The 21,440-nt window shown below is 41.2% G+C and carries 22 protein-coding genes; 5 read left to right on the top strand and 17 right to left on the bottom strand.

From position 1 onward, the window contains the following. Nucleotides 1–85 precede the first annotated feature (85 nt). Complete coding sequence (gene metC, locus A3EO_RS0100850) at nucleotides 86–1,279, top strand: cystathionine beta-lyase (protein ID WP_018345587.1); 1,194 nt, start codon at nucleotides 86–88, stop codon at nucleotides 1,277–1,279. A 46-nt stretch (nucleotides 1,280–1,325) separates the two neighbouring features. On the opposite strand, the gene A3EO_RS0100845 is transcribed toward metC, so the two are convergent. The 13 genes from A3EO_RS0100845 to A3EO_RS0100785 all read right to left on the bottom strand — a co-directional run bounded on the left by A3EO_RS0100845 (nucleotide 1,326) and on the right by A3EO_RS0100785 (nucleotide 13,735). Beyond that, nucleotides 1,326–2,159, bottom strand: coding sequence for a TPR domain-containing protein (locus A3EO_RS0100845; RefSeq protein WP_018345586.1), 834 nt, complete (start codon nucleotides 2,157–2,159; stop codon nucleotides 1,326–1,328). Further along, nucleotides 2,152–2,604, bottom strand: a complete 453-nt coding sequence (gene nrfF, locus A3EO_RS0100840) for a heme lyase NrfEFG subunit NrfF (RefSeq protein WP_018345585.1) — start codon at nucleotides 2,602–2,604, stop codon at nucleotides 2,152–2,154. The genes A3EO_RS0100845 and nrfF overlap by 8 nt, the downstream gene beginning before the upstream one ends. 12 nt (nucleotides 2,605–2,616) lie before the next feature. Beyond that, nucleotides 2,617–3,156, bottom strand: a complete 540-nt coding sequence (locus tag A3EO_RS0100835) for a DsbE family thiol:disulfide interchange protein (protein ID WP_013746489.1) — start codon at nucleotides 3,154–3,156, stop codon at nucleotides 2,617–2,619. Continuing rightward, nucleotides 3,153–5,060 (bottom strand): heme lyase CcmF/NrfE family subunit, encoded by a 1,908-nt coding sequence (locus tag A3EO_RS0100830; protein WP_018345584.1) that lies wholly within the window; start codon nucleotides 5,058–5,060, stop codon nucleotides 3,153–3,155. The genes A3EO_RS0100835 and A3EO_RS0100830 overlap by 4 nt, the downstream gene beginning before the upstream one ends. Before the next feature lie 86 nt (nucleotides 5,061–5,146). After that, entirely contained in the window at nucleotides 5,147–6,106 is a 960-nt protein-coding gene (gene nrfD / locus A3EO_RS0100825; RefSeq protein ID WP_018345583.1) for a cytochrome c nitrite reductase subunit NrfD, read from the bottom strand. After that, nucleotides 6,103–6,780: a cytochrome c nitrite reductase Fe-S protein gene (gene nrfC / locus A3EO_RS0100820; RefSeq protein WP_026210921.1), complete on the bottom strand. Its 678-nt coding sequence runs from the start codon at nucleotides 6,778–6,780 to the stop codon at nucleotides 6,103–6,105. The genes nrfD and nrfC overlap by 4 nt, the downstream gene beginning before the upstream one ends. Next, nucleotides 6,777–7,367, bottom strand: coding sequence for a cytochrome c nitrite reductase pentaheme subunit (gene nrfB / locus A3EO_RS0100815; RefSeq protein WP_013746493.1), 591 nt, complete (start codon nucleotides 7,365–7,367; stop codon nucleotides 6,777–6,779). The genes nrfC and nrfB overlap by 4 nt, the downstream gene beginning before the upstream one ends. 63 nt (nucleotides 7,368–7,430) lie before the next feature. Continuing rightward, a complete protein-coding gene (gene nrfA / locus A3EO_RS0100810) occupies nucleotides 7,431–8,924 on the bottom strand; it encodes an ammonia-forming nitrite reductase cytochrome c552 subunit (RefSeq protein WP_018345582.1) in 1,494 nt (497 codons plus the stop codon). Between the two features lie 284 nt (nucleotides 8,925–9,208). Continuing rightward, entirely contained in the window at nucleotides 9,209–10,381 is a 1,173-nt protein-coding gene (locus A3EO_RS0100805) for a XylR family transcriptional regulator (protein WP_018345581.1), read from the bottom strand. A gap of 35 nt (nucleotides 10,382–10,416) precedes the next feature. Beyond that, nucleotides 10,417–11,784: an exodeoxyribonuclease VII large subunit gene (xseA, locus tag A3EO_RS0100800; protein WP_018345580.1), complete on the bottom strand. Its 1,368-nt coding sequence runs from the start codon at nucleotides 11,782–11,784 to the stop codon at nucleotides 10,417–10,419. After that, nucleotides 11,774–12,979, bottom strand: a complete 1,206-nt coding sequence (locus A3EO_RS0100795) for a ribosomal protein uL16 3-hydroxylase (protein WP_018345579.1) — start codon at nucleotides 12,977–12,979, stop codon at nucleotides 11,774–11,776. Before A3EO_RS0100795 ends, xseA begins: the two co-directional genes overlap by 11 nt. Nucleotides 12,980–12,993: 14 nt before the next feature. Then, nucleotides 12,994–13,308 (bottom strand): RnfH family protein, encoded by a 315-nt coding sequence (locus A3EO_RS0100790; protein WP_018345578.1) that lies wholly within the window; start codon nucleotides 13,306–13,308, stop codon nucleotides 12,994–12,996. Further along, nucleotides 13,301–13,735 carry a type II toxin-antitoxin system RatA family toxin gene (locus A3EO_RS0100785; protein WP_018345577.1) on the bottom strand — a complete coding sequence of 145 codons (435 nt, stop codon included), beginning with the start codon at nucleotides 13,733–13,735 and terminating at the stop codon, nucleotides 13,301–13,303. Before A3EO_RS0100785 ends, A3EO_RS0100790 begins: the two co-directional genes overlap by 8 nt. 124 nt (nucleotides 13,736–13,859) lie before the next feature. Between A3EO_RS0100785 and birA the strand changes: the two genes are divergently transcribed. The 3 genes from birA to ychF all read left to right on the top strand — a co-directional run bounded on the left by birA (nucleotide 13,860) and on the right by ychF (nucleotide 16,559). Beyond that, nucleotides 13,860–14,804 carry a bifunctional biotin--[acetyl-CoA-carboxylase] ligase/biotin operon repressor BirA gene (gene birA, locus A3EO_RS0100780; protein WP_018345576.1) on the top strand — a complete coding sequence of 315 codons (945 nt, stop codon included), beginning with the start codon at nucleotides 13,860–13,862 and terminating at the stop codon, nucleotides 14,802–14,804. Between the two features lie 66 nt (nucleotides 14,805–14,870). Further along, a complete protein-coding gene (pth, locus tag A3EO_RS0100775) occupies nucleotides 14,871–15,458 on the top strand; it encodes an aminoacyl-tRNA hydrolase (RefSeq protein ID WP_018345575.1) in 588 nt (195 codons plus the stop codon). Between the two features lie 9 nt (nucleotides 15,459–15,467). After that, the gene (gene ychF, locus A3EO_RS0100770; protein ID WP_013746502.1) at nucleotides 15,468–16,559 is read left to right on the top strand and encodes a redox-regulated ATPase YchF; all 1,092 of its coding nucleotides are present in this window, start codon (nucleotides 15,468–15,470) and stop codon (nucleotides 16,557–16,559) included. 60 nt (nucleotides 16,560–16,619) lie between these two features. On the opposite strand, the gene ndk is transcribed toward ychF, so the two are convergent. The 4 genes from ndk to A3EO_RS0100750 form a co-directional block, all read right to left on the bottom strand. Then, complete coding sequence (gene ndk, locus A3EO_RS0100765; RefSeq protein WP_013746503.1) at nucleotides 16,620–17,039, bottom strand: nucleoside-diphosphate kinase; 420 nt, start codon at nucleotides 17,037–17,039, stop codon at nucleotides 16,620–16,622. A 9-nt stretch (nucleotides 17,040–17,048) separates the two neighbouring features. Further along, the gene (gene pepB, locus A3EO_RS0100760) at nucleotides 17,049–18,350 is read right to left on the bottom strand and encodes an aminopeptidase PepB (protein WP_018345574.1); all 1,302 of its coding nucleotides are present in this window, start codon (nucleotides 18,348–18,350) and stop codon (nucleotides 17,049–17,051) included. A gap of 164 nt (nucleotides 18,351–18,514) precedes the next feature. After that, complete coding sequence (locus tag A3EO_RS0100755; RefSeq protein ID WP_018345573.1) at nucleotides 18,515–18,985, bottom strand: outer membrane lipoprotein; 471 nt, start codon at nucleotides 18,983–18,985, stop codon at nucleotides 18,515–18,517. Nucleotides 18,986–18,994: 9 nt separating this feature from the next. Beyond that, complete coding sequence (locus A3EO_RS0100750; protein WP_018345572.1) at nucleotides 18,995–19,573, bottom strand: VOC family protein; 579 nt, start codon at nucleotides 19,571–19,573, stop codon at nucleotides 18,995–18,997. Nucleotides 19,574–19,674: 101 nt separating this feature from the next. On the opposite strand from A3EO_RS0100750, the gene argS reads away from it, so the two are divergent. Beyond that, nucleotides 19,675–21,402 (top strand): arginine--tRNA ligase, encoded by a 1,728-nt coding sequence (gene argS, locus A3EO_RS0100745; protein WP_018345571.1) that lies wholly within the window; start codon nucleotides 19,675–19,677, stop codon nucleotides 21,400–21,402. Nucleotides 21,403–21,440: the final 38 nt, after the last annotated feature.

Below are 21,440 nucleotides of genomic sequence, written 5' to 3'. Positions count from 1 at the left end.
GCTTTCACCTCTAAATATACAGTTGTTTTTATCTATCAAATCAATTAATGTTTAATCGATTTATGTACCAAAAAGAGGTTTAATTATGGTAACGCAAATACAACAAAAAAACACCCGTCTGATTCACGCCGGTAGAGGAAAAAGAGTGACGCAAGGGAGTGTTAACCCTGTTATTCAACGGGCATCATCATTAGTGTTCGATTCAGTGGCAGATAAGAAAAAAGCAACTCAAGAAAGGGCTAAACAGGGGTTATTTTATGGGCGTAGAGGCACATTAACCCATTTTGCTTTGCAGGATTTAATGTGCGAATTGGAAGGTGGAGTCGGTTGTTATCTTTATCCGTGCGGAGCAGCAGCGATTAGTAACAGTCTGTTGGCTTTTGCTCAGCAGGGAGATCATATTTTGGTAACCGGTGCGGCATATGAACCGACCCAAGAGTTCTGCAATATCATTTTGAAAAAAATGGGGATCAGCACAACCTTTTATGATCCAATGATGGGAGCGAAAGTTGCTGATTTAGTTGAAGAAAATACGAAAGTACTGTTTTTAGAAGCGCCGAGTTCTTTAACGATGGAAGTCGCTGATATTCCCGCCATCGTTCAAGCGGTGAGAGCGAAAAAGCCAGATATTGTGATTATGATTGATAACACTTGGTCCGGTGGATTGTTGTTTCCGGCATTGCAACACGATATTGATATTTCAATTCAAGCAGGGACGAAATATTTAGTGGGGCATTCCGATGCGATGATTGGTACGGCTGTGGCAAATGCACGGACGTGGGATCAATTAAGGGATCAATCCTATTTGATGGGGCAAATGGTGGATGCAGATACCGCTTATGTAACAGCAAGGGGGATTAGAACCTTAGCATTACGTTTGCAGCAGCAAGGCGAAAGCAGCATTAAAATTGCACAATGGCTGGCACAACAACCGCAGGTGAAAACCGTCTATCATCCGGCATTGCCAAGCTGTCCCGGACACGAGTTTTTTATGCGAGATTTTAGCGGTGCCAGCGGATTATTTTCGTTTGAATTAAATAAACGCCTGAATGATCAAGAGGTGGCGGCATTTCTTGACCATTTCAACTTGTTCAGTATGGCTTATTCGTGGGGAGGATATGAATCGTTAATTTTGGTTAATCAGCCGGAAGAAATTGCGAAAATTCGCCCGAATATTGAGCGTAAATTGAGCGGCAGTTTAGTCAGAATTCACGTCGGTTTGGAAGCAAGCGAAGATCTGATTGCCGATTTGGCGGCAGGGTTGCAGCGTATCAGTTAGCAAAAATTCTTGATATTTTTAAATAGTTGCAGTTTTTCGGCTGCAACTATTTTTTTATCAATTTTTGTTTCTCTTCGGCGATTTGTATAAGGTTAATCAATAGCTTACGATCGACTTTTCGATGACTGTCCAACACTTTCTGCCAGTAATTGATCGCTAAACCATAATGCGCCTGCTTAAAAGCATCATTCGCCAATAATAATAAAGAAGCGGTATCTTGCGCATCAAGCTGTAATGCTTCATCCAACCATTGTTGCGCTTGAGGTGATATATGTTGTTGATCTTTATAGTAAAGTGCAGTAGCAGCAGCGCCTAAAATATAAGGTTTTCTACCCAATAATACGGTTGCACGAGAGTAAGATTCGATAGCGTTATTAAATTCATTATTTTGTGCATAAGCTAAACCTAATTCATACCAATTTTCCCCGTTATTCGGATCGGTACGAATTTTATTTTGAATCGCAATAATATTGTCGTCATTGAGGCTGGCTGTGGTTGTTTCTTGCTTTTCTATTTGGCTGTTTTCTGTTTGCGTAGTCTGTTGTTGATTTAGCATTTGCAGCCTACCGCTATATAAATAATAACCCACCATTACCACCAGAATAATCACACCAATGCCGCAAGCAATTTTTTTAGAATAATCTGCCATACTGTTGGCAATTTCTTCATCTTTCTGATCTTGCATAAAGCGATAGACAATTTCATTGGCAAGTGCTTCATTTTCCTTAAATTTATGTTGTTGTAACTGTTGTTGCAATAATTGATTATTCAGTTTTTGATTATGTCGATCCTCACTCTCGGTCGGAGAATGTAAATAAAAAATCACGACTAAAATCAGTAGATAAACAACTACACCTGCGAAAAAAACTAAATTAGCCATTCTGTTCCCGTTGTTGTAAAAAATCTGCGATTTTCTGTTGCTGTTGCGGATCTAATGTGATTTCTCTTTGTTTTTTTAAATAAAAAAGTGAAGAGAATAAGGCGATGATGCCGGCAACCAATGGAATTAACCAAAGTAAAAATGTGTTGGAGGTAAAAGGCGGATCATAACGCACAAAATCACCGAAACGTTGCGTCATTATTTGAATAATTTCATCATTGCTTTTACCTTGATTAACCATCTTGTAAACTTCCAAGCGCAATTCAGCGGCAACCTCCGCATTGGATTCGACTAAATTCTGATTTTGGCATTGCGGGCAGCGCAACGTTTTTGCTAACGAAATCGCCCGTTGTTGTGACTCTTCTGAATGAAATTGAAAGGTTTCAACAATTTCAGCGCGTGCAAAAGCAGTGCAGCAGAGCAGTAAAAATATGAATTTTTTCATTAAAAGCCTCTCTTATTCCGCTTGTAATTGTTGAATTAACGGTAACATCTGTTGTTGCCAAATCGTTTCATTAATCGCACCGCCCTCAAAAAAATAACGCATTTTCCCATTTTTATCGATAATAAAGGTGTAAGGTGCGCCGTTAATACCCAATTCTGCGGCAAACATTCCTTTATGATCAAACGCATTGATTGCGAAAGGATTGCCGAGTTGCTGTAAGGTTTGCACCGCATTTTCCTGCTTATCCAAATAATTAATGCCAACAATCGGCAATTGCTGTTGTTGCGTGATTTTTTTCAGCAGAGGGAATTCCTGTTTGCAAAATTGACACCAGCTGCCCCAAATGTTGATCAGGAAAACTTGATTTTGTGGAAAATCTTGATTTTGCCAGTGGCGCTGATGATCGTATAAATCAAGCAAGGAAAATGCCGGCAACGGTTGATTGAGATGCGATTTCATTTTTTGTAACGGATCTTGGCTGATGCCTAAAAATAGGGCGATCGCCAATGCTAAAATAAAAAGAGCCGGAATAAAGAGTAACCAACGTTTCATTTTTCACCTTTGAGTTTGGGTTTTCTGGCGTTCCAAACGGCGATAAAACCGCCTAACATTGCTAATAATCCGCCAAACCATAACCAACGGATATAGGGTTTGTAGTGTAAGCGGAAGGCAAATTCATTCGCTGAAATTTTATTTCCCATAACGATATACAGATCGGATAACCATCCCCATTTTATCCCGACTTCACTCATATTCATTGTGCGTACGTCATAATAGCGGCGTTCGGCACTGACTTCAGCAATAAGTTTATCTTGTTGACTAATCACGAAAAAAGTTCGTTCTGCCGTATAGTTCGGACCAATTTCATTGCGGAAACCGAGATAAGTAAATTGATAATTATGCAATGTTTGTGTGTCGCCGGGAGACATTTTAACGCTAATTTCTTTAGCATAATAGTTGCTCATTGTGCCACCGATGATGCTGATCGCGACACCTATATGTGCCAACCGCATTGGCCACTGTTTTTTATTTTTCCATTGTGAGCAACAGAGCGTATTAAGCAGCAACCACCACGCTAAACTTAAACAGATAAACGCCCAAAGCGGAGGCGGAGAAAAGTTGAAATTCTGTTCCATCAGGATTTGTAAGAGGGTAATGATTACCGCCGGCAACAGATATAACGCAACTTTTTTCATTGATGAAAATGGGAGTTTTTGCCAGTGTAAATATGGCGAAAACAGCATTAAGATCAAAAGAAGAAAAATTAATGGCACGATGAGACGATTAAAATAGGGCGTGCCGACAGAAATGGTTCCCCAGCCCAACATATTGTAGATCATTGGATAAAATGTGCCGGTGAAGACAATAAAGGTTGCGAGGCTGAATAAAATATTGGCGAATAAAAAAGCAGCTTCTTTAGAGAACAGCTGAAATCTGACTATTGAATGTAACTCTTTGATGCGTAAAGCAAATAATAATAGTCCACATAAAGTGAACAGCAGAAAGATTGCTAATAAAGCGTGTCCGCGTTGCGGATCAATACTAAATGCGTGTACGGATGCCAAAACACCGGAACGCACAATAAAGGTTCCCAATAGGCTTAAAGAAAAGGCAAAAATTGAGAGCAAGACCACCCAATAGAGTAAAATTCCCCGTTTCTCATAGACAATAAGTGTATGTAGCAGCGCAGTGGCGACTAACCACGGCATAAGTGAAGCATTTTCTACCGGATCCCAAAACCACCAGCCACCCCAACCGAGTTCATAGTAAGCCCACCAAGAACCTAATACGATACCGATGGTTAAAAATGCCCAAGAAGCTAGCACCCAAGGGCGACATAATCGCGCAAAGGCAGCGTTAAATTGTTGGTAAATCAAGGCAGCAATCACTAAGGCAAAATTGACCGCCAGACCGACATAACCAAGGTACAACAGCGGTGGGTGTACGATCAAACCGATATCTTGCAGCATTGGATTGAGATCGCGCCCTTCAAGCGGAATTGGATATAACCTATTGAAAGGATTAGATAAAAACAGAATAAAAACCGCAAAACAAAAGCTGATCATCCCCATTAATACTAGTGTTGAGATGACAAGACGCTGATCGTTGTGACGGTTATAACAGGCAAACAGGGCTGTCCAAAGCGCAAGTGAAAACAGCCAAAACAGCATTGAGCCTTCGTGCCCGCCCCAAGTTGCAGCAAGTTTATAGAATAAAGGCAGGTTGGAATTAGAATGTTGCGCAACATATTCAAGCGAAAAATCATTAGTAGCAAAGGCATAGGCTAATGCTATCAACGTTATTGTACAGAAGAGCGCATAAAGCATACTTAGCGGATAAGCTAATTGTGCGAAAGCGTGTTTGTTTTGCCATAAACCGTAAGCCGGCAAAAAAGCTAAACAAAAGGTTAAAGCAACAACGATGAGTAAACTTAAAAATCCGAGTTCAGGCAACATTTTTAATTATTGGTAGAAAATAAGTATTAAAAATATGACCTACTTCCGGCAATGGAAGTAGGTCGAAGCTTAGCGTTCTTGGCAGTTTAGGCGAGTGTCATTTGACCTGCATATAATGCCCAAAAACGTAAACAAAGTACGCCGAATAAACTTAATCCGGCAACAAAGAGTATAAACCCTTTGCGATGTTTTACTGTTTCGGAAGCGACTGCATTAAGGAAGAGCGGAGCAATTAAGCCAATACCGACTAACCCTATCCAGAAAACATAAGACCAAAAACCACCGCCGATTGCATTATAAAGCGCAACCGTTTTTTGACCGCCACCAAGGAATAATCCGATACAGAACGCAAAAAGTAGAAATGCTTCAATTAATACCACCGGTAATTCAAATTTATGCACGAAATTCAATGCCGGTGAATGGGTGCTTTCTTTGGTAAAGAGCAGTGTAGCCATCATTAATGCCGCAATACCGGAAGAGGTGCCGGAAGCCAAGAACAGCGCCGGCAGAACCGGATTATTCAACATCGGATAACTGATTAATGCCGATAACAAGAAACCGGTATAAGCACCTAATAACACGGAAAGGAAAATCAGGATAATCTCCACCGGCGAACTGAAACGCTCTAATTTCTCAATAATATTATTGATAAAAGCGAGTTTCGGCAAAAAGCGGTTAATAAGTTGAGCCACTAATGTTTTAAAGATAAAGGCTAACCATAAAAGCAGAAATACCATATAAACTTGGAACAGCATTACCCCCATCGACATAATCGAAGTGTGGTGGTAGTTGAACATCAAATACCAGAAAGTCCAAGGTTTAGTTAAATGGAAAATCAAAATGGTTAAACCTAACAGCAATGTTGTCGGTGCAATAATGGCGGCACAGCGAATAATATTATTTTCACTGGGATGATTGCCGGCGATACCGCTACGTTTGAGCAATACCGCAATCATTGTTGCACCGGCGGAAATACCTAATAAGAAAAGGTAAATCGCAATAATTTCATCCCACACGAGGGATGGAAAATGAAAAGGACTGTTCATCGTCTGATCTCCCCGTGTTTACTTGGAATGTGATACAAGTTAGGTTCTGTGCCTAATTCCACTTTGGTGCGATAAACCTGCTGTTGGTGAATTTTTTTATTGATTTCACTATGAGGATCATTCAAATCACCAAAGGTTAATGCTTTCGTTGGACAAGATTCCACACAAGCAGGCAGTTTACCTTTTGCCAAATTGGTATCGCGACAGAAGTTACATTTATCCGCTGCCTTGGTAATCGGATTGATATAACGAACGCGATAAGGGCAGACGGCAATACAGTACTGACAACCTACGCATAAATCTTTATTCACATCGACAATACCGGTTTTGGCATCAATGAATGAAGCACCGGTCGGGCAGACGTGAACACAAGGGGCATTGCTGCAGTGTTGGCACGAATGGCGGAAAAATTCATATTCCACATCCGGAAATTCCCCATAAGGTTCGCTACGAATAATTTGTAAGCGGGAAACGCCTTCAGGAACTTGATTGACTTCACGACAAGCATCCATACAGGCAGTACAACCGATACAACTGCGTTCATCGTGCAGCATTCCGTAGCGTTTATTTTTTTCTTCGGAGAGTGCAACCGCCAAGGTTTTATTGCTGGTACCGGCAACCAACATCAATGCACTCATACCCGAAACAAAGTTACGGCGTGAACAATTCATCATTTTTCCTTATTCGCTTGATTCTGTTTTTCTTCACGAAGCGCCTGTTGTTTACCGTGGCAATCGACACATAATTTAACGCGTTGTTTCGGTTCGATACCTTTCATTGCGTCGTGTTCCGGGTGTAATGTATGGCAGCTTGCACAAGGCAATTTCATTGCATGAACATCGTGAACCCAGAATTTTTCCCGTAATTTTTCCGGTTGATGACAAGCGAAACAAACTTGGTTCTGTTCCTGAACGGTGTACATCGGTGTTTTTCCGTCAAAAATATCGCCGTGGAAACGCATCACATCTTTTACGCCACGACGGTGATCTTCGGAAATTTTACCGTGACAGCTGACACAATTAATCGGCTTGCCGTTATTCGGGTTTAACTTGCTCAAGTGGGTGCCGTGAAATTGTTGATCATTAAATTTATGGCATTTCGCACAGTATTGATTCGGATCACGTTGATTTTCCAACTGCGGTTGGTAACTTAACGTATTTGCACCGTTTGTGTTACTTGTTTCCTGTGCCGAAACATTAACGGCAAGCAGCAGAGAAGCCGTAACAAACAGCACTTTTTTAAAAGACATATAAAAACTCATTTTCTTATCCTCAAGGAAATCCTGATTTAAGCGGTTGCTCATAACGAGCAACCGGACCAAAATTTATTTTGCATCAGCAGGTAATAAACCCTTCTCTTTAGCTTCTTTATCCCATTGAGGTACAACCGTTTTTAAGAACTCTTCTTTTTCACGTTTCTGTTTTTCAATGTCAATGCCCATTGCTGCCTGTGCTTTTTCTTTAGTGGAAATATCAGGAATAGCAACCGGTTGTTTTACGTTATGTTTGGTAAGAATGACAGCCAATTTACGACGTGCATCTGCTGCTTTATCCAAACCGGAACTTAAGACTTCCAAAGCAACTTCAGGTGCGTGCATATAGAATCCGTGGCTGGCAGAAGTGTAATCCCAGCGCCATTGTGCGTGGCGGATATCTTGCAAGGCATCTTTCATTTCCGCTTCAGTTGCACCGGCATCCCACGCGGCTTTTGCTTCAAAGTGGGCGTGAACCAGGTGATCTTCAAGTTTGATCATTGCGGACTGTACGCGTTCTTTGCGTGAATTAACGATACCTTGTAGTTTTTCTTTACTCTGATCGTGGCAGTTAGCACAGGTATTTTGGAAGTTGTCGAACGGATTACCGATATTGTGGTTAGTAAATACGCGACCATCTGCGGTTTGTTGTTTCGCCATATGGCAATCAACACAGGTTACCCCGTTTTTACCGTGCATTCCCATCGTCCAAGTTTCAAAATCAGGGTGTTGTGCTTTTAACATTGGTGCTTTGGAGAGTGAATGAGTCCAATCTTTAAATTGGAGATCATCGTAATATTTTTCCATTTGCTCAACGCTGACACCGTTCTGCCAAGGGAAAGTGACGATTTTTTTATCGCCGGCGAAGAAATATTCAACGTGGCAGTTAGCACAAATGGCAGCACGTTTATCAGTTTTATCGGAACGTTCAAAATTCCAATCAATTTTATCTAACGCACGTAAAACGTGAGGACGTGCAATGCGTAACGCTGGTTGACCTTCAGCGAACTCTTTTGAATTAGTGTCGTGGCAGTCGGCGCAACCGATAGGATTAACGATTTCATTGCCCCATTTTGCCCATTTTGCACCAAAATAGCCGTCTTCACCTTTTTCAGTAATTAAACGCGCAACATCCGGGCTTTTACAGGTCCAACAAGCTGCCGGCTGCGGGCCGCTGTTTTCATCTTTTGGTGCGCCTGTACGCAAGATATTACGCACATCGGTTACGGCATAATAGTGACCACGAGGATGGTTATATTCTGATGAGAACAGATAGCCGCCCCAAAGCACGACTAAACGAGGATCTTCTGCTAATGCATCACCGATTTCTTCAGATTGGCTGGTGCCTAACCAAGATTGATATTGAAGAGGATATTTCTCTGCAAAAAGATCATTGCGCACCGCAACTTTATCAATGTCAAATTTCATATCTTTGAATTTGTCATTATTCAATTGATTCTGATCCGGTACCGGATTCGCGCTTTTCTCTTCAGCAGAAGCGGACATAGCACTCACTGTTGCCATTCCAGCCAGCATTACGAACAATGCTTGTTTTAAAGTTTTCACGATAATTACCCCAACATAAAGTTATTCACATAACAAAAAGTTAACGATTGTCTATACTTTATACAGAAAAAAGCAAGACAAAATAAGTCGTAAACATAAGTTACTCTATCAAATAATACTATAATTTCTAAGGTTTTATACCGTTTTTTTGAGATTAATCAAAAAGTTTTACACGATTGTGCGAAAAAGAGAGGAAAAATTGTTATTACTACCTATTTGTAGTTAATAAGGTGATATTAATCAATAAGTTATATAATTTATTTTTACTACTCATTTAGAGGTATTTAATGCGATTTTTGTAATCTATATTCATTTGGTGTTTGGTTAAACTCTTTTTTAAACACGAAATAGAAATATTGAACGGAAGGATAACCGCAGACTTCTGCAATTTCTTGGATAGCAATATCGGTATCGGTCAGTAACTGCTTGGCTTTGTTCATTTTTTCATCGTGCAACACTTGATGAATAGTTTTACCGGTTTCAGTACGAAAACGGTTTTCGAGGTTAGAACGAGAAGCCTTAACATAATCCAGTACCTGTTCCACTTTAATACCGGAGCAAGCATTAACACGAATGTAATGCAATGCCTGAATCACTAAAGGATCTTGAATTGAGCGATAATCCGTTGAGGTGCGGGCTTCAATGCGTAATGGTGGAATTAAATATTGGTACTGTTTAATCGGGCGATTTTCTAACTGAGCGTGTAACAATTTTGCTGCTTGGTAGCCCATATTTTTAGTGCCTTGCACGACTGATGAGAGCGAAACACGTGAAAAAGCCTGAATCAATTCTTCGTTATCTATCCCGATAATACAAAGTTGATCCGGTACCGGAATATCAAGCAGATCACAGGTTTGCAGCAGGTGTCTGGCACGTGCATCGGTGACGGCAATAATGCCGGTATGCTTCGGCAAAGCAGTGATCCATTCACTGAGTTGTTGTTGCGCTTGCTGCCAATTCGCGGCATGTGTTTCTTGTCCGAGATAGATTTCCGGTTGGTAGTTGTTGTGTTGCATTATGCGCTCAAAAGCCATCCGACGTTCATTTGACCAGTGTTGAAAGCCGGGATCGGGCAAGCCATAAAAAGCAAAATGATTGATACCTTTACGTTGTAAATGTTCAAATGCGACTTGCAGAATAGCATCGTTATCTGTGGCAATATAGGGAATATTGGACGGATAATGTTGAGGATTTTGATAGGAACTGCCGACCGCCACCACCGGCACCGGACAATGCTGTAATTTTTGTGCTAATTCCGGATTATCAAAATCTGCAATAATGCCGTCCAAATGATGTTGATCGAGACTTAATTCACGATGAACAAAATCATCCTCCAGAAAGACATTCCAAGCTGTTTTAGAGGTTTGGATATATTCACCGATGCCCGCCATCACTTCACGATCATAAACCTTGTTGGCATTAAACAGCAGGGCGATTTGGTAATAGGCTTTAGTCATAATGCTCCCTATGATGGCGGAAATGCTATTTTGCTTTAGATTTTTTTGTCGGCTAATGGTTCAATTCGAGTAATTTGACTGATCAATTTGCCATCAACAGTTCGAGTGGCGATTTCTTGTCCGATAGTAACCTGTTTAATGCTGCTGACCAGTTTTGTATCCAACGAAGTAGTAACGGTATAACCGCGCTGTAACACTTTTAACGGACTGATATTATCCAAGCGGCCGCCGAGATTGGCTAATTTATGTTGTTGGTGCTGTAAAAAAGTATTGATTGCAGTCTGTAACCGAGTTTGCCAATGATTGAGCGTTCTTTGTTGCGTTTTAATTTGCAAGGTTAACGGTAACTGAGAAAGCCGTTGTGATAATGACGCTTGTAACTGCTGACGGCGTTGCAAATAATCGGCAATCGCCTGTGTTAAACGCTGTTGCAAATAGAAATATTGTTGCCGTTGCAGTTGTAATCTGGCTTGCGGATGTTGATTTTTTAATCGTAACTGTAAACGTTCCAACCGCTGCAAATAGCGGTTCAACTTATAAGTAAAAGCAATTTCCAAACGTTGTTGTAGATAATCAATTTTTTGCCAGAGTTCTTTTTGATCTCGGCTCAATAATTCGGCAGCAGCAGATGGCGTTGAGGCACGCAAATCAGCGACAAAATCAGCAATGGTGACATCAGTTTCGTGACCGACAGCGCTGATAATTGGAATTTGTGAGGCAAAAATGGCGCGGGCAACAATTTCTTCGTTAAAACACCAAAGATCTTCCAATGAACCGCCGCCACGCCCCACAATTAACACATCACACTCTTGACGCTTATTGGCGATTTCGATACTGGCGACAATATCCTGTGCAGCCTCTTTTCCTTGCACTAAAGTTGGATAAATAATCACTTCAAGTGCAGGATTTCGGCGGCGTAAGATTTGTAGAATATCGTGTAATGCCGCACCGCTGGCGGAGGTAATGACCCCGATTTTTCGACAATGTGCCGGAATCTCTTTTTTATATTGTTGTGCGAATAAGCCTTCAGCTGCCAGTTTCATTTTTAACTGTTCAAATTGCTGTTGTAACAAGCCTTCGCCGGCGGGCTGCATACTTTCCACAATGATCTGATAATCGCCACGCGGTTCATACAAACTAATATTGGCACGCACGACAACCTGCATTCCGTTTTGCGGTTTAAAATTAACCCGTAAATTACGCATACGAAACATCGCCGCACGTACCTGAGCATTTTTATCTTTCAGGGTAAAATACCAATGCCCGGAAACCGGCTGTGTAAAATTAGAAATCTCACCGCTCAACCATAGGCTTCCTAACTCTTGTTCCAAGATTTCTTTGGCAAGGCGATTTAATTGGCTAATAGAATAAATTGTTGGGCGGCTTTCGTGACTAAATATCATCTGCACTCTCTACTAGCAGCCAGCCGTTGTCGAGCCAATCACATAGACTGTCTAATAACAAATCGAGCGAAATGTGATCCGCAAACTGTTGTAAATGTTGCCAATCAACGGATTTACCATTAGCAAAATCTGCCAAAAGAGCTTGCTCCACTTCGCTTAATTCATCAATCCATTCGCCATTAATGAAAATATTGCCGTTATCGGTATAGATAATTTTGCAGTTCGCATCTTGACTGAGTCTGTCACCGGCTTGCAACATTTCGAGCAGTTCATCAGGATAATACTCCGCTTCGGTCGGTAACAATTCATAACGGCGCGCGCTGACGGTTTGTGCTACAGCCTGTTGTAATAAGGCATCAAATTGGTTTGAATTAGCCAATAAATCCAGCAAATGCTGTTTAAAATCAGCAACGGAAGCACTGTTTAATTGACCGTTCGGTTGCGGTTGTGGCGATAACCGGAAAGGGATGGCAAATTCACTGCTATTGATTTGCTCACTGTGGTGTTCGATCGTTTTGCACAAATTTTCCAGCAAATCAGCCGCATTCGGATAACGCAAACCGAACGAAAAAGTTAAACAATCACTTTCGGCAACACCGTAATGAGAAAGGCGAGAAGGCACATAAAGCACATCACCGGGTTGTAGCACTTCATCAAAAATTAACTCACCCATATCATCAAAAATGCGAATCGGTTGATTGGCTTTAAATTCGGTCGAAGGATCACACCATTTACCCAGTTGCCAACGGCGTTCACCATAGCCTTGCACCAGAAAAACATCATATTCATCATAATGTTTGCCGACTGAACCGCCTTTTGGCGCGAATGAAACCATAATATCATCCCGTTGCCATTGAGGAATAAAAGCGAAAGCCTGCCATAATTTGCCTAATTCCGGAGACCACTGTTCCAAATTTTGCACTAATACCGACCATTTCTCCGGCAGATTGCTAAAATCTTGTGCTGATAGCGGACTGGTTTTCAGTTGCCATTGCGCTTGATTCTGTACCATATCGGTGCGGATAAGACGCGCGGTGGCATCCGGATCTTGTGCCAATTCGATAATATCTTGCGGTTCAAACATTCCGATGATTTGCGGCAAACCTTGACGGATTAAAAGCGGTTTTTTCTGCCAATAATCACGGAGAAAAGTTTCGGCATTAATGGTTGTGGGTAAACAAAAAGCGTGTGTCATAACGGCATTCCTAATTATTTTGTTTGTGCTTTTTTGGCTTGTTGCTGTGCGGCTTGTTCGGCAGCACGTTTGCGGCGGATCTCTTTCGGATCAGCCAATAAAGGACGATAGATCTCTATCCGATCTCCCTCCTGTACGATATCGGTTAACTTGGCTAAACGCCCGAAGATACCGACTTTATTGTTACGAAGATCAATATCGTGATAGATCTGTAAAACACCTGATTGCAAAATCGCAGCTTGCAAATTGCTGCCTGCGGTGACTTGAATTTTTTTTAAAAAATGGTGATCGGGTAAAGCATAAGCAATTTCTACATTAATGTTAGACACGATAGATCTCCTTTGCACGTTGTTTGAAGGCTTGCACCATTTGTGAAGTGAGTTGTTGAAAAATTTTACCGAACATTTTTTCCACTAATGCATTAGAAAAAGAAAATTGTAATTGCAGGCTGATTTGCGAGCTGTATTCATCCAATTCAAGGAAACGCCATTCTCCTTTTAAATGTTTAAATGGACCTTCCACTAATTTCATTTGTATCGACTGATTCGGTTGCATTGTGTTATGCGTGGTAAAGGCTAAACGAATGCCGGCTTTGCTGACAATCAGTTCCGCATCCAATTCATTGCCTTGTTGATGTAAGGTTTTGCCTGAAATACAGCCGGGTAAAAATTCAGGATAACGTTGATAATTATTCACAAGCTGATACATCTGTTCGGCACTGTGCGGCACTAACATTGTTTGAGATACACGATTCATTCGTTTTCCTTAGTAGAGGTTATCGCAGCATAGCGATTTATCTAATGACATAAGCGATAGAGATAAAGACAAATGCGGTGTATTATACGGGTTTTGTCGCCATTTTGCATTGGAAGGAAAAGGAATGATTGCGTTATTGTCCGCATTATCAGATGGTAAAAAACATTTTTATACTGATCTTTGCCAAGAATTATCCGTAACAAAACAACAACTTGCGGAAGATTTGCAGCAATTGGATCAACAAGGAATAGAAATTTGTTGTGAAGCGGACGGTTGTTATTGGCTAGCTTCGGCAGAGGTGCTGGACAGTGAGTTTTTAACAAAAAATTTGCCGCACCAACAGTTGCTTATCCAACCTGTGATTGATTCTACCAATCAATATTTATTAAACAATTTATCTAAATTATCGAATAACAGTGTTTGCTTGGCGGAATATCAATTTGCCGGACGTGGGCGGCGTGGGCGTCAATGGGTATCGCCGTTTGCCGGGCAGGTGATAATGAGTTATTACCGCATTTTTTCAACAAATTGTGATATCTCCGGCTTGAGTTTAGCGGTTGGAATGGCGGTAGCCCAAGCATTGACCGAGCTTAACTTACATTCAGTTCAGTTAAAATGGCCGAATGATATTTGGTTAAACGGCAAAAAGTTGGGCGGAATTTTGATTGAGATGAAGCATAATCCGCATTTAGCACAAAATCAGGTGGTTATCGGTTTAGGCTTAAATGTCAATTTGCCGAAAAAAATTGTCGTGGATCAACCGATTACAATGGTGAGCGAGCAGCAGAATATCAATCGTAACTTATTGATTGTTAAACTAATTCAGCATTTAGCGCAGGCATTAACTTTGTTTGAACAGCAGGGGTTATCGGCTTTTATTTCTCAATGGCGACAATATGATGCGTTTTATCAAAAGAAAGTAAAATTATTACTGGAAAATCAATCAATTATCGGAATTGAGCAAGGCATAAATGCCAAAGGAGAATTGTTGTTGAATACAGAAGACAATCAACAACTTAGTTTTTCTATTGGAGAAATTTCATTGCGTCCGATAAGTGATGAATCGTGATTGTGATTGTAGAAAAAGGGGTTTTTGCATAAAATAGCAGCCCATTTTAGCGACAGGATAAGAATTGTGGCAAAAATAAAATTAATTGTAGGGTTGGGTAATCCGGGCAGTAAATACGAAGATACGCGGCATAATGCCGGTGAATGGATGATTGCCCGTTTGGCACGCCGTTTTAATGTCAGCCTGAAAGAGGAGAATAAATTTTTCGGCGAAACCGCAATGGCAACCATTTCGGGCAAAGATATTCGCTTGTTGGTGCCGACCACTTTTATGAATTTAAGTGGAAAATCAGTCGGTGCATTGGCGAATTTTTATCGTATTTTGCCGGAAGAAATTCTGGTGATTCACGATGAGTTGGATTTACCGCCCGGCAGCGTGAAGTTAAAACTGGGCGGCGGACACGGCGGTCATAACGGTTTGAAAGATATTATTGCGCAGTTGGCGAATAACAAAAACTTTTACCGCCTTCGTGTCGGTATCGGGCATCCCGGCGATAAAAATTTGGTGGCGAGTTATGTGTTGAGCAAACCGGCTCCGCAGGATCAACGCTTAATTGATAAAGCGTTGGATGAAGCAGAAAGTTGTATTGATATTTTAATTAAAGATGGAGTCGAAAAAGCGATGAATCGCTTGAATGGCTTCCGAGCTGAATAAGGATAAATTATGGGATTTAAGTGTGGAATTGTCGGTTTACCGAATGTGGGTAAATCAACATTGTTTAATGCATTGACGAAAGCGGGAATTGAAGCGGCAAACTATCCGTTCTGTACGATTGAGCCGAATACCGGCGTGGTGCCGATGCCTGATCCGCGTTTGGATGAGTTGGCAAAAATTGTGAACCCTCAGCGTGTGTTGCCGACCACGATGGAGTTTGTTGATATTGCCGGTTTGGTAAAAGGCGCTTCTAACGGGGAAGGCTTGGGCAATAAATTCTTGGCCAATATTCGAGAAACCGATGCGATTGGACACGTTGTACGTTGTTTTGAAAACAATGATATTGTGCACGTTTCAGGGAAAATTGATCCGGCAGATGATATTGAAGTCATTAATACCGAATTGGCATTGGCAGATTTAGAAAGCTGTGAAAAAGCCATTTTGCGTTTGCAAAAACGTGCTAAAGGCGGCGATAAAGAAGCAAAATTCGAGTTATCGGTGATGGAAAAATGCTTGCCGGTGCTTGAAAATGCCGGAATGTTACGTTCTATCGGCTTGGATGCGGAAGAGTTGCAAGCGATTAAAAGTTATAACTTTTTAACTTTGAAACCGACAATGTATATTGCCAATGTCAATGAAGATGGTTTTGAAAATAACCCTTATCTTGATCGTGTGCGTGAAATTGCCGAAAAAGAGGGCGCAGTAGTGGTGCCGGTCTGTGCGGCGATTGAGGCGGAAATTGCTGAATTGGAAGATGATGAAAAAATCGAATTCCTACAAGAACTTGGCTTGGAAGAACCGGGATTAAACCGAGTGATTCGCGCAGGTTATAAGTTATTGAATTTACAAACTTATTTTACTGCCGGTGTTAAAGAAGTGCGTGCTTGGACAGTATCGGTCGGTGCCACCGCACCAAAAGCAGCGGCAGTGATTCACACCGATTTTGAACGCGGCTTTATTCGTGCAGAAGTGATCAGTTATGATGATTTCGTGCAGTATAAAGGTGAAAATGGAGCAAAAGAAGCCGGCAAATGGCGTTTGGAAGGAAAAGATTATATCGTTCAGGACGGCGATGTAATGCACTTCAGATTTAATGTGTAACGCTTGGAATATATTTAAATGAACAGAATGCGTGAGCTACAGCTCACGCATTTTTTATGGTTAAAACAGTTCATTTGAAGTAAAGAAATAGGCAATTTCTCTTTCTGCTGATTGGCTGGAATCTGAGCCGTGAACGCTGTTGCGACTACCATCTAAAGCAAAATCACGGCGTAGCGTACCCATATTGGCTTCAGCCGGATTGGTTTTCCCCATTAAGGCACGATAGTCCGCAATGGCATTCTCTTTTTCCAACACTAGAACGACTACCGGAGTAGAGGTCATAAAGGCAATTAAATTTGCAAAAAACGGCTTGCCTTCGTGTTCAGCATAGAAACCGGCGGCTTGCTGTTGATTTAGATGAACCATTTTCATTGCCACAATGGAAAATTGAGCCTGCTCCAAACGCGAAATAATCGCTCCGATTAAGTGGCGTTCGATAATATCCGGTTTAATAATTGCGAGTGTACGTTCTAATGCCATAAAGATTTCCTATTTTTCAAATGAAATTAATAAGTTAGCTAAAGTTTTCATTCCGATTCCGGTTGCGCCGACCGACCATAATGGGCTTGCTGCTTTACGGAAAGTCGCAGAACAGTCGATATGTAACCAATTTTGCTGATAATTTTCAACAAAGTGAGATAAAAATGCAGTTGCGGTGCTTGCACCTGCTGGTGTATTTACACTCGCTGTATTAGAAATATCGGCAAAAGATGAACTGATTTGATCTCGATGAAACGGCTCAAATGGCAAACGCCAGAATGGTTCGTTTTCTTCTTTAGCTGAATTGAAAAGTGCAGAAACTAACTGTTCATCCATTGAGAGTACGGAGTGATAGTCATTGCCGACAGCTACTTTGGCAGCACCAGTCAAGGTTGCGCAATCAATGATAATATCCGGTTTTTGTGCAGAAGCTTCAATCAAACCATCAGCTAACACTAAGCGTCCCTCAGCATCGGTATTCAAGACTTCAACACTGACACCGTTACGATATTTGATAATATCGCCTAATTTATAAGCCTTGCTGCTGACCAAATTTTCAGCACAGCATAAATAAAGTTTTACGCGTTTAGTTAATCCACGCGCAATGGCAAAACCGAGCGCACCGGTTAATAGTGCTGCGCCGCCCATATCCGAACGCATAGAGTCCATACTGTTGCTCGGTTTGATGCTGTAACCGCCGGAATCGAAAGTAATCCCTTTACCGACCAAACAAGCGAACACCGGTTCATCAGGGTTACCGCTAGGATTGAAATCTAATTGCAGCATCGCCGGTTTATTATGAGAACCTTTACCAACTTCCCAAATACCATTGTAACCACGTTCTTTCAGTTCTTCACGACTAATAATGTGATAACTAACACAACCTTTTACGGCATAATTATCTGCTTGTTCACTAATAAATTTTGCTGCTCTGCTTGCCAATTCAGTTGGAGTGATGATTTCTGCAGGTAAATTGATGATTTCACGAATAAAATCGCTACAACGAATACGTTCATAAAGCTCCGCTTCATCATCTTCAGCTAAACAAGGAAATTCAATAGAGAAGTTTTGTTTTGCAGTATAAAATCCTTGATAGAATGCCCAGCAATGTTCTAATTGCCAGTTATCGCCAATTAATTTTACCTCTTTGAAATTTTGGTTACGTAATTTACGAGCCGCTTTTTGGATATCGTTAATGTTCTGTTTTTCAGTGATGTGAATAATGGTTTGATCGTTTTGAAATGAGATTAATGCATTTTCTCCCCAAACTTCAGCTGCCGGCTGTGAGGATAATTGAATTTTCATAGTCATCAAAAACTCCTAAATGGTTTAAATTCCGCCATTGACGGCGGATAGAGTATTTTTAATTTGAATTCAGAGAGCAACGCTGTTGGTGTTGTTCTGTGAATTGAAACATCGTTATTTGCCTTAAATAGAAAAAAGCGAATTACCGCAGTAATTCGCTGATAAAGGGATTAAAGTACGGAAACGTTTAGAGAACCGCCACTGCCGACAATTTGTACTCTCGCACCTGGTACAAAACTAGGATCGGCTTTTTGTACTACCGCGATGCGTTGACCGTCTTCTTTTTGGATCACAAGTTCAACACCGCTGGTTTGATCCACTTTTTGTTCGATTTTATTACCAACAACCGCACCGGCGATCGCACCGACCGCAGTAGCGATAGCTTGACCTTTACCGCCACCGACAGTTGAACCGACAATACCACCTAAAGCACCACCGCCGACAGTACCGATAACGCCTTGAGAATTGCTTTCACCTTGAATGGTGACCGGACGTACCGAAACAATGCGTCCGTAACTTACAGCTCTGGCTTCTTTTGCTTGTCCGCCGCTATATACACTGCCGCTGTAGAGATCGGAATTGGAGCAGCCGGCTAATGTAACTGCCGCTAATAGACTCGCAACTAAAGTGATCTTTTTCATATTTTTCTCCTATATCTGCTCTGACATCACGATTTCTTTAATTGAAAAAGGATGCAGTTTGATTGTTGTAAAATTATTTTCATCCATTAATTTTATGGCAAGTGCCGGATTTGGTAAACCTTCGCCATCTGCTTTATGACAGCTTTTTTTCAAAATAATTCTGTGGGAGTCGATCTTAAGCTTATTTTCTGCACGATGAAACCACTGCTCAACGGATTCATTCTTTAAAAAAGGTAGAACCAATTCAATATGTTCCCAACCTTGTTGCGGATACCTTTTTTGGTTTGGAAACGGTAATTCCACGATATTCACTGCTTGATTTAGGATGAATAACGGCTGCGGCAGTTGATAAAGGTAAATCGGACGACCGTTGATCTGATTGTCGCTTAATAGTTCCGCATCAGCGGCAAGTGCCTGTTGCCAACGGGTAGCGGTATCAAGATCATTGACACGTAATGCAATATGATCGATAGCAAGATGTAGTCGATCCAGCTGTGTCGATGCGAGAATTTGCGCAAATAGTTTTTCGGCTTCAACTAATTGAGTTGATAATTCAGGAAATTGTTGTAGTAATTTTGCTTCAGTCATAATGCGAGGGTATTTTGTTTTTTTATACTTTTCTGATAATGGAAAGCCTAGTATCATTACGGGTTTAAATTTATCGTTTAAATTCAATAAGGCATATATTTGTGAATATTCAAACCATTCTATCTGAAAAAATTAAACAAGCAATGATTGCCGCCGGTGCGGATCAGCAAAGTGAAGCTTTAGTTCGTCCGTCAAGCAAAGCGCAGTTTGGTGATTATCAAGCAAACGGAGTGATGGCGGCAGCAAAGAAATTGGCAATGCCGCCACGTGATTTGGCACAAAAAGTGGTGGAAAATCTTGATCTTGGTGAAATGATTGAAAAAGTGGAAATTGCCGGACCGGGATTTATCAATATTTTTCTTAATCCTGCTTGGTTGGCGACACAAACCAATAAAATGTTGGCGGATCACCATTTTTTAATTTCGCCGGTCAAAGCGCAAACTATTGTGGCGGATTATTCAGCGCCGAATGTGGCAAAAGAGATGCACGTCGGGCATTTACGTTCAACCATTATCGGTGATGCGGTAGTGCGTACGTTGGAGTTTGTCGGACATAATGTTATTCGTGCCAATCACGTGGGCGATTGGGGCACACAATTTGGGATGTTGATTGCCTATTTGGAAAAAATGCAGAATGAAAATGCATCCGATATGGAATTAAGCGATTTGGAAGCATTCTATCGTGAAGCAAAAAAACATTACGATGAAGATGAGGTTTTTGCCGAAAAAGCTCGTGGTTATGTGGTGAAGTTGCAAGGCGGTGATGAATATTGTCGTAAGATGTGGCGCAAGTTGGTTGATATTACGATGAAACAGAATCAACGCAATTACGATCGCCTAAATGTGACGCTTACCGATAAGGATGTTATGGGAGAAAGCCTTTATAACCCAATGTTGCCGGGCATTGTTGCCGATTTGGAAGCAAAAGGATTAGCTGTGAAAGATGATGGCGCAGTAGTGGTGTTTTTAAATGAGTTTAAAAATAAAGAGGGTGATCCGCTAGGCGTTATTATTCAGAAGAAGGATGGCGGTTATCTTTATGCGACTACCGATATTGCCTGTGCAAAATATCGTTATGAAACTTTGCACGCCGACCGTATTCTCTATTTTACCGATAGTCGTCAAAGCCAACATTTACAACAGGTTTGGTTAATTGTGCGTAAAGCAGGATATGTGCCGGAAAGCGTAACTTGGGATCATTTCAATTTCGGAATGATGTTGGGTAAAGATAATAAGCCGTTCAAAACGCGTACCGGCGGCACAGTGAAATTGGCGGATCTGTTGGATGAAGCGGTAGAGCGTGCAGAAAAATTGATTAGCGAGAAATCAACCAATTTAAGCGCTGAAGAACAGCGTCAAGTGGCGGAAGTCGTTGGTATCGGTGCGGTGAAATATGCTGACTTATCCAAAAACCGCACGACTGATTATGTGTTTGATTGGGATAATATGTTGACGTTTGAAGGCAATACCGCACCTTATATTCAGTATGCTTACACGCGTATCCGTTCTATTTTTGCCAATAGTGGCATTGATCCTCAGCAGTTGGTAGGTGAAATTCAAATTAAGGATGATAAAGAACGTCAATTAGCATTAACTTTATTGAAATTTGAAGAAGCGATTAACACCGTAGTGAAAGAGGGTACGCCTCACGTTTTATGCGCTTATCTTTATGATTTAGCAGGGGCATTTTCTTCCTTCTATGAACATTGCCCAATCTTAAATCAAGCGGAAGAGGTCAAACAAAGTCGTTTGAAATTGGCCGCATTAACGGCGAAAGTGTTAAAACAGGGATTGGATCTGTTAGGCATTAAAACTGTTGAAAAAATGTAATTTCCGTTATCGGTGCGGTGATAATGCCGCACCGGATC

The sequence above is a fragment of the Gallibacterium anatis DSM 16844 = F 149 genome (assembly GCF_000379785.1).
GTDB lineage: Bacteria > Pseudomonadota > Gammaproteobacteria > Enterobacterales > Pasteurellaceae > Gallibacterium > Gallibacterium anatis.
This window is presented reverse-complemented; position numbering and strand designations above follow the sequence as displayed.

Coding starts and splice junctions, on each gene's coding strand:
- pepB (WP_018345574.1), bottom strand. CDS start 18,350: ATGACTATGAAAATTCAATTATCCTCACAGCCGGCAGCTGAAGTTTGG.
- ndk (WP_013746503.1), bottom strand. CDS start 17,039: ATGGCATTAGAACGTACACTCGCAATTATTAAACCGGATATTATCGAA.
- A3EO_RS0100845 (WP_018345586.1), bottom strand. CDS start 2,159: ATGGCTAATTTAGTTTTTTTCGCAGGTGTAGTTGTTTATCTACTGATT.
- metC (WP_018345587.1), top strand. CDS start 86: ATGGTAACGCAAATACAACAAAAAAACACCCGTCTGATTCACGCCGGT.
- A3EO_RS0100805 (WP_018345581.1), bottom strand. CDS start 10,381: ATGACTAAAGCCTATTACCAAATCGCCCTGCTGTTTAATGCCAACAAG.
- ychF (WP_013746502.1), top strand. CDS start 15,468: ATGGGATTTAAGTGTGGAATTGTCGGTTTACCGAATGTGGGTAAATCA.
- A3EO_RS0100755 (WP_018345573.1), bottom strand. CDS start 18,985: ATGAAAAAGATCACTTTAGTTGCGAGTCTATTAGCGGCAGTTACATTA.
- xseA (WP_018345580.1), bottom strand. CDS start 11,784: ATGATATTTAGTCACGAAAGCCGCCCAACAATTTATTCTATTAGCCAA.
- birA (WP_018345576.1), top strand. CDS start 13,860: ATGATTGCGTTATTGTCCGCATTATCAGATGGTAAAAAACATTTTTAT.
- nrfB (WP_013746493.1), bottom strand. CDS start 7,367: ATGAGTTTTTATATGTCTTTTAAAAAAGTGCTGTTTGTTACGGCTTCT.
- nrfF (WP_018345585.1), bottom strand. CDS start 2,604: ATGAAAAAATTCATATTTTTACTGCTCTGCTGCACTGCTTTTGCACGC.
- nrfC (WP_026210921.1), bottom strand. CDS start 6,780: ATGATGAATTGTTCACGCCGTAACTTTGTTTCGGGTATGAGTGCATTG.
- nrfD (WP_018345583.1), bottom strand. CDS start 6,106: ATGAACAGTCCTTTTCATTTTCCATCCCTCGTGTGGGATGAAATTATT.
- A3EO_RS0100835 (WP_013746489.1), bottom strand. CDS start 3,156: ATGAAACGTTGGTTACTCTTTATTCCGGCTCTTTTTATTTTAGCATTG.
- A3EO_RS0100795 (WP_018345579.1), bottom strand. CDS start 12,979: ATGACACACGCTTTTTGTTTACCCACAACCATTAATGCCGAAACTTTT.
- A3EO_RS0100830 (WP_018345584.1), bottom strand. CDS start 5,060: ATGTTGCCTGAACTCGGATTTTTAAGTTTACTCATCGTTGTTGCTTTA.
- A3EO_RS0100785 (WP_018345577.1), bottom strand. CDS start 13,735: ATGAATCGTGTATCTCAAACAATGTTAGTGCCGCACAGTGCCGAACAG.
- A3EO_RS0100750 (WP_018345572.1), bottom strand. CDS start 19,573: ATGACTGAAGCAAAATTACTACAACAATTTCCTGAATTATCAACTCAA.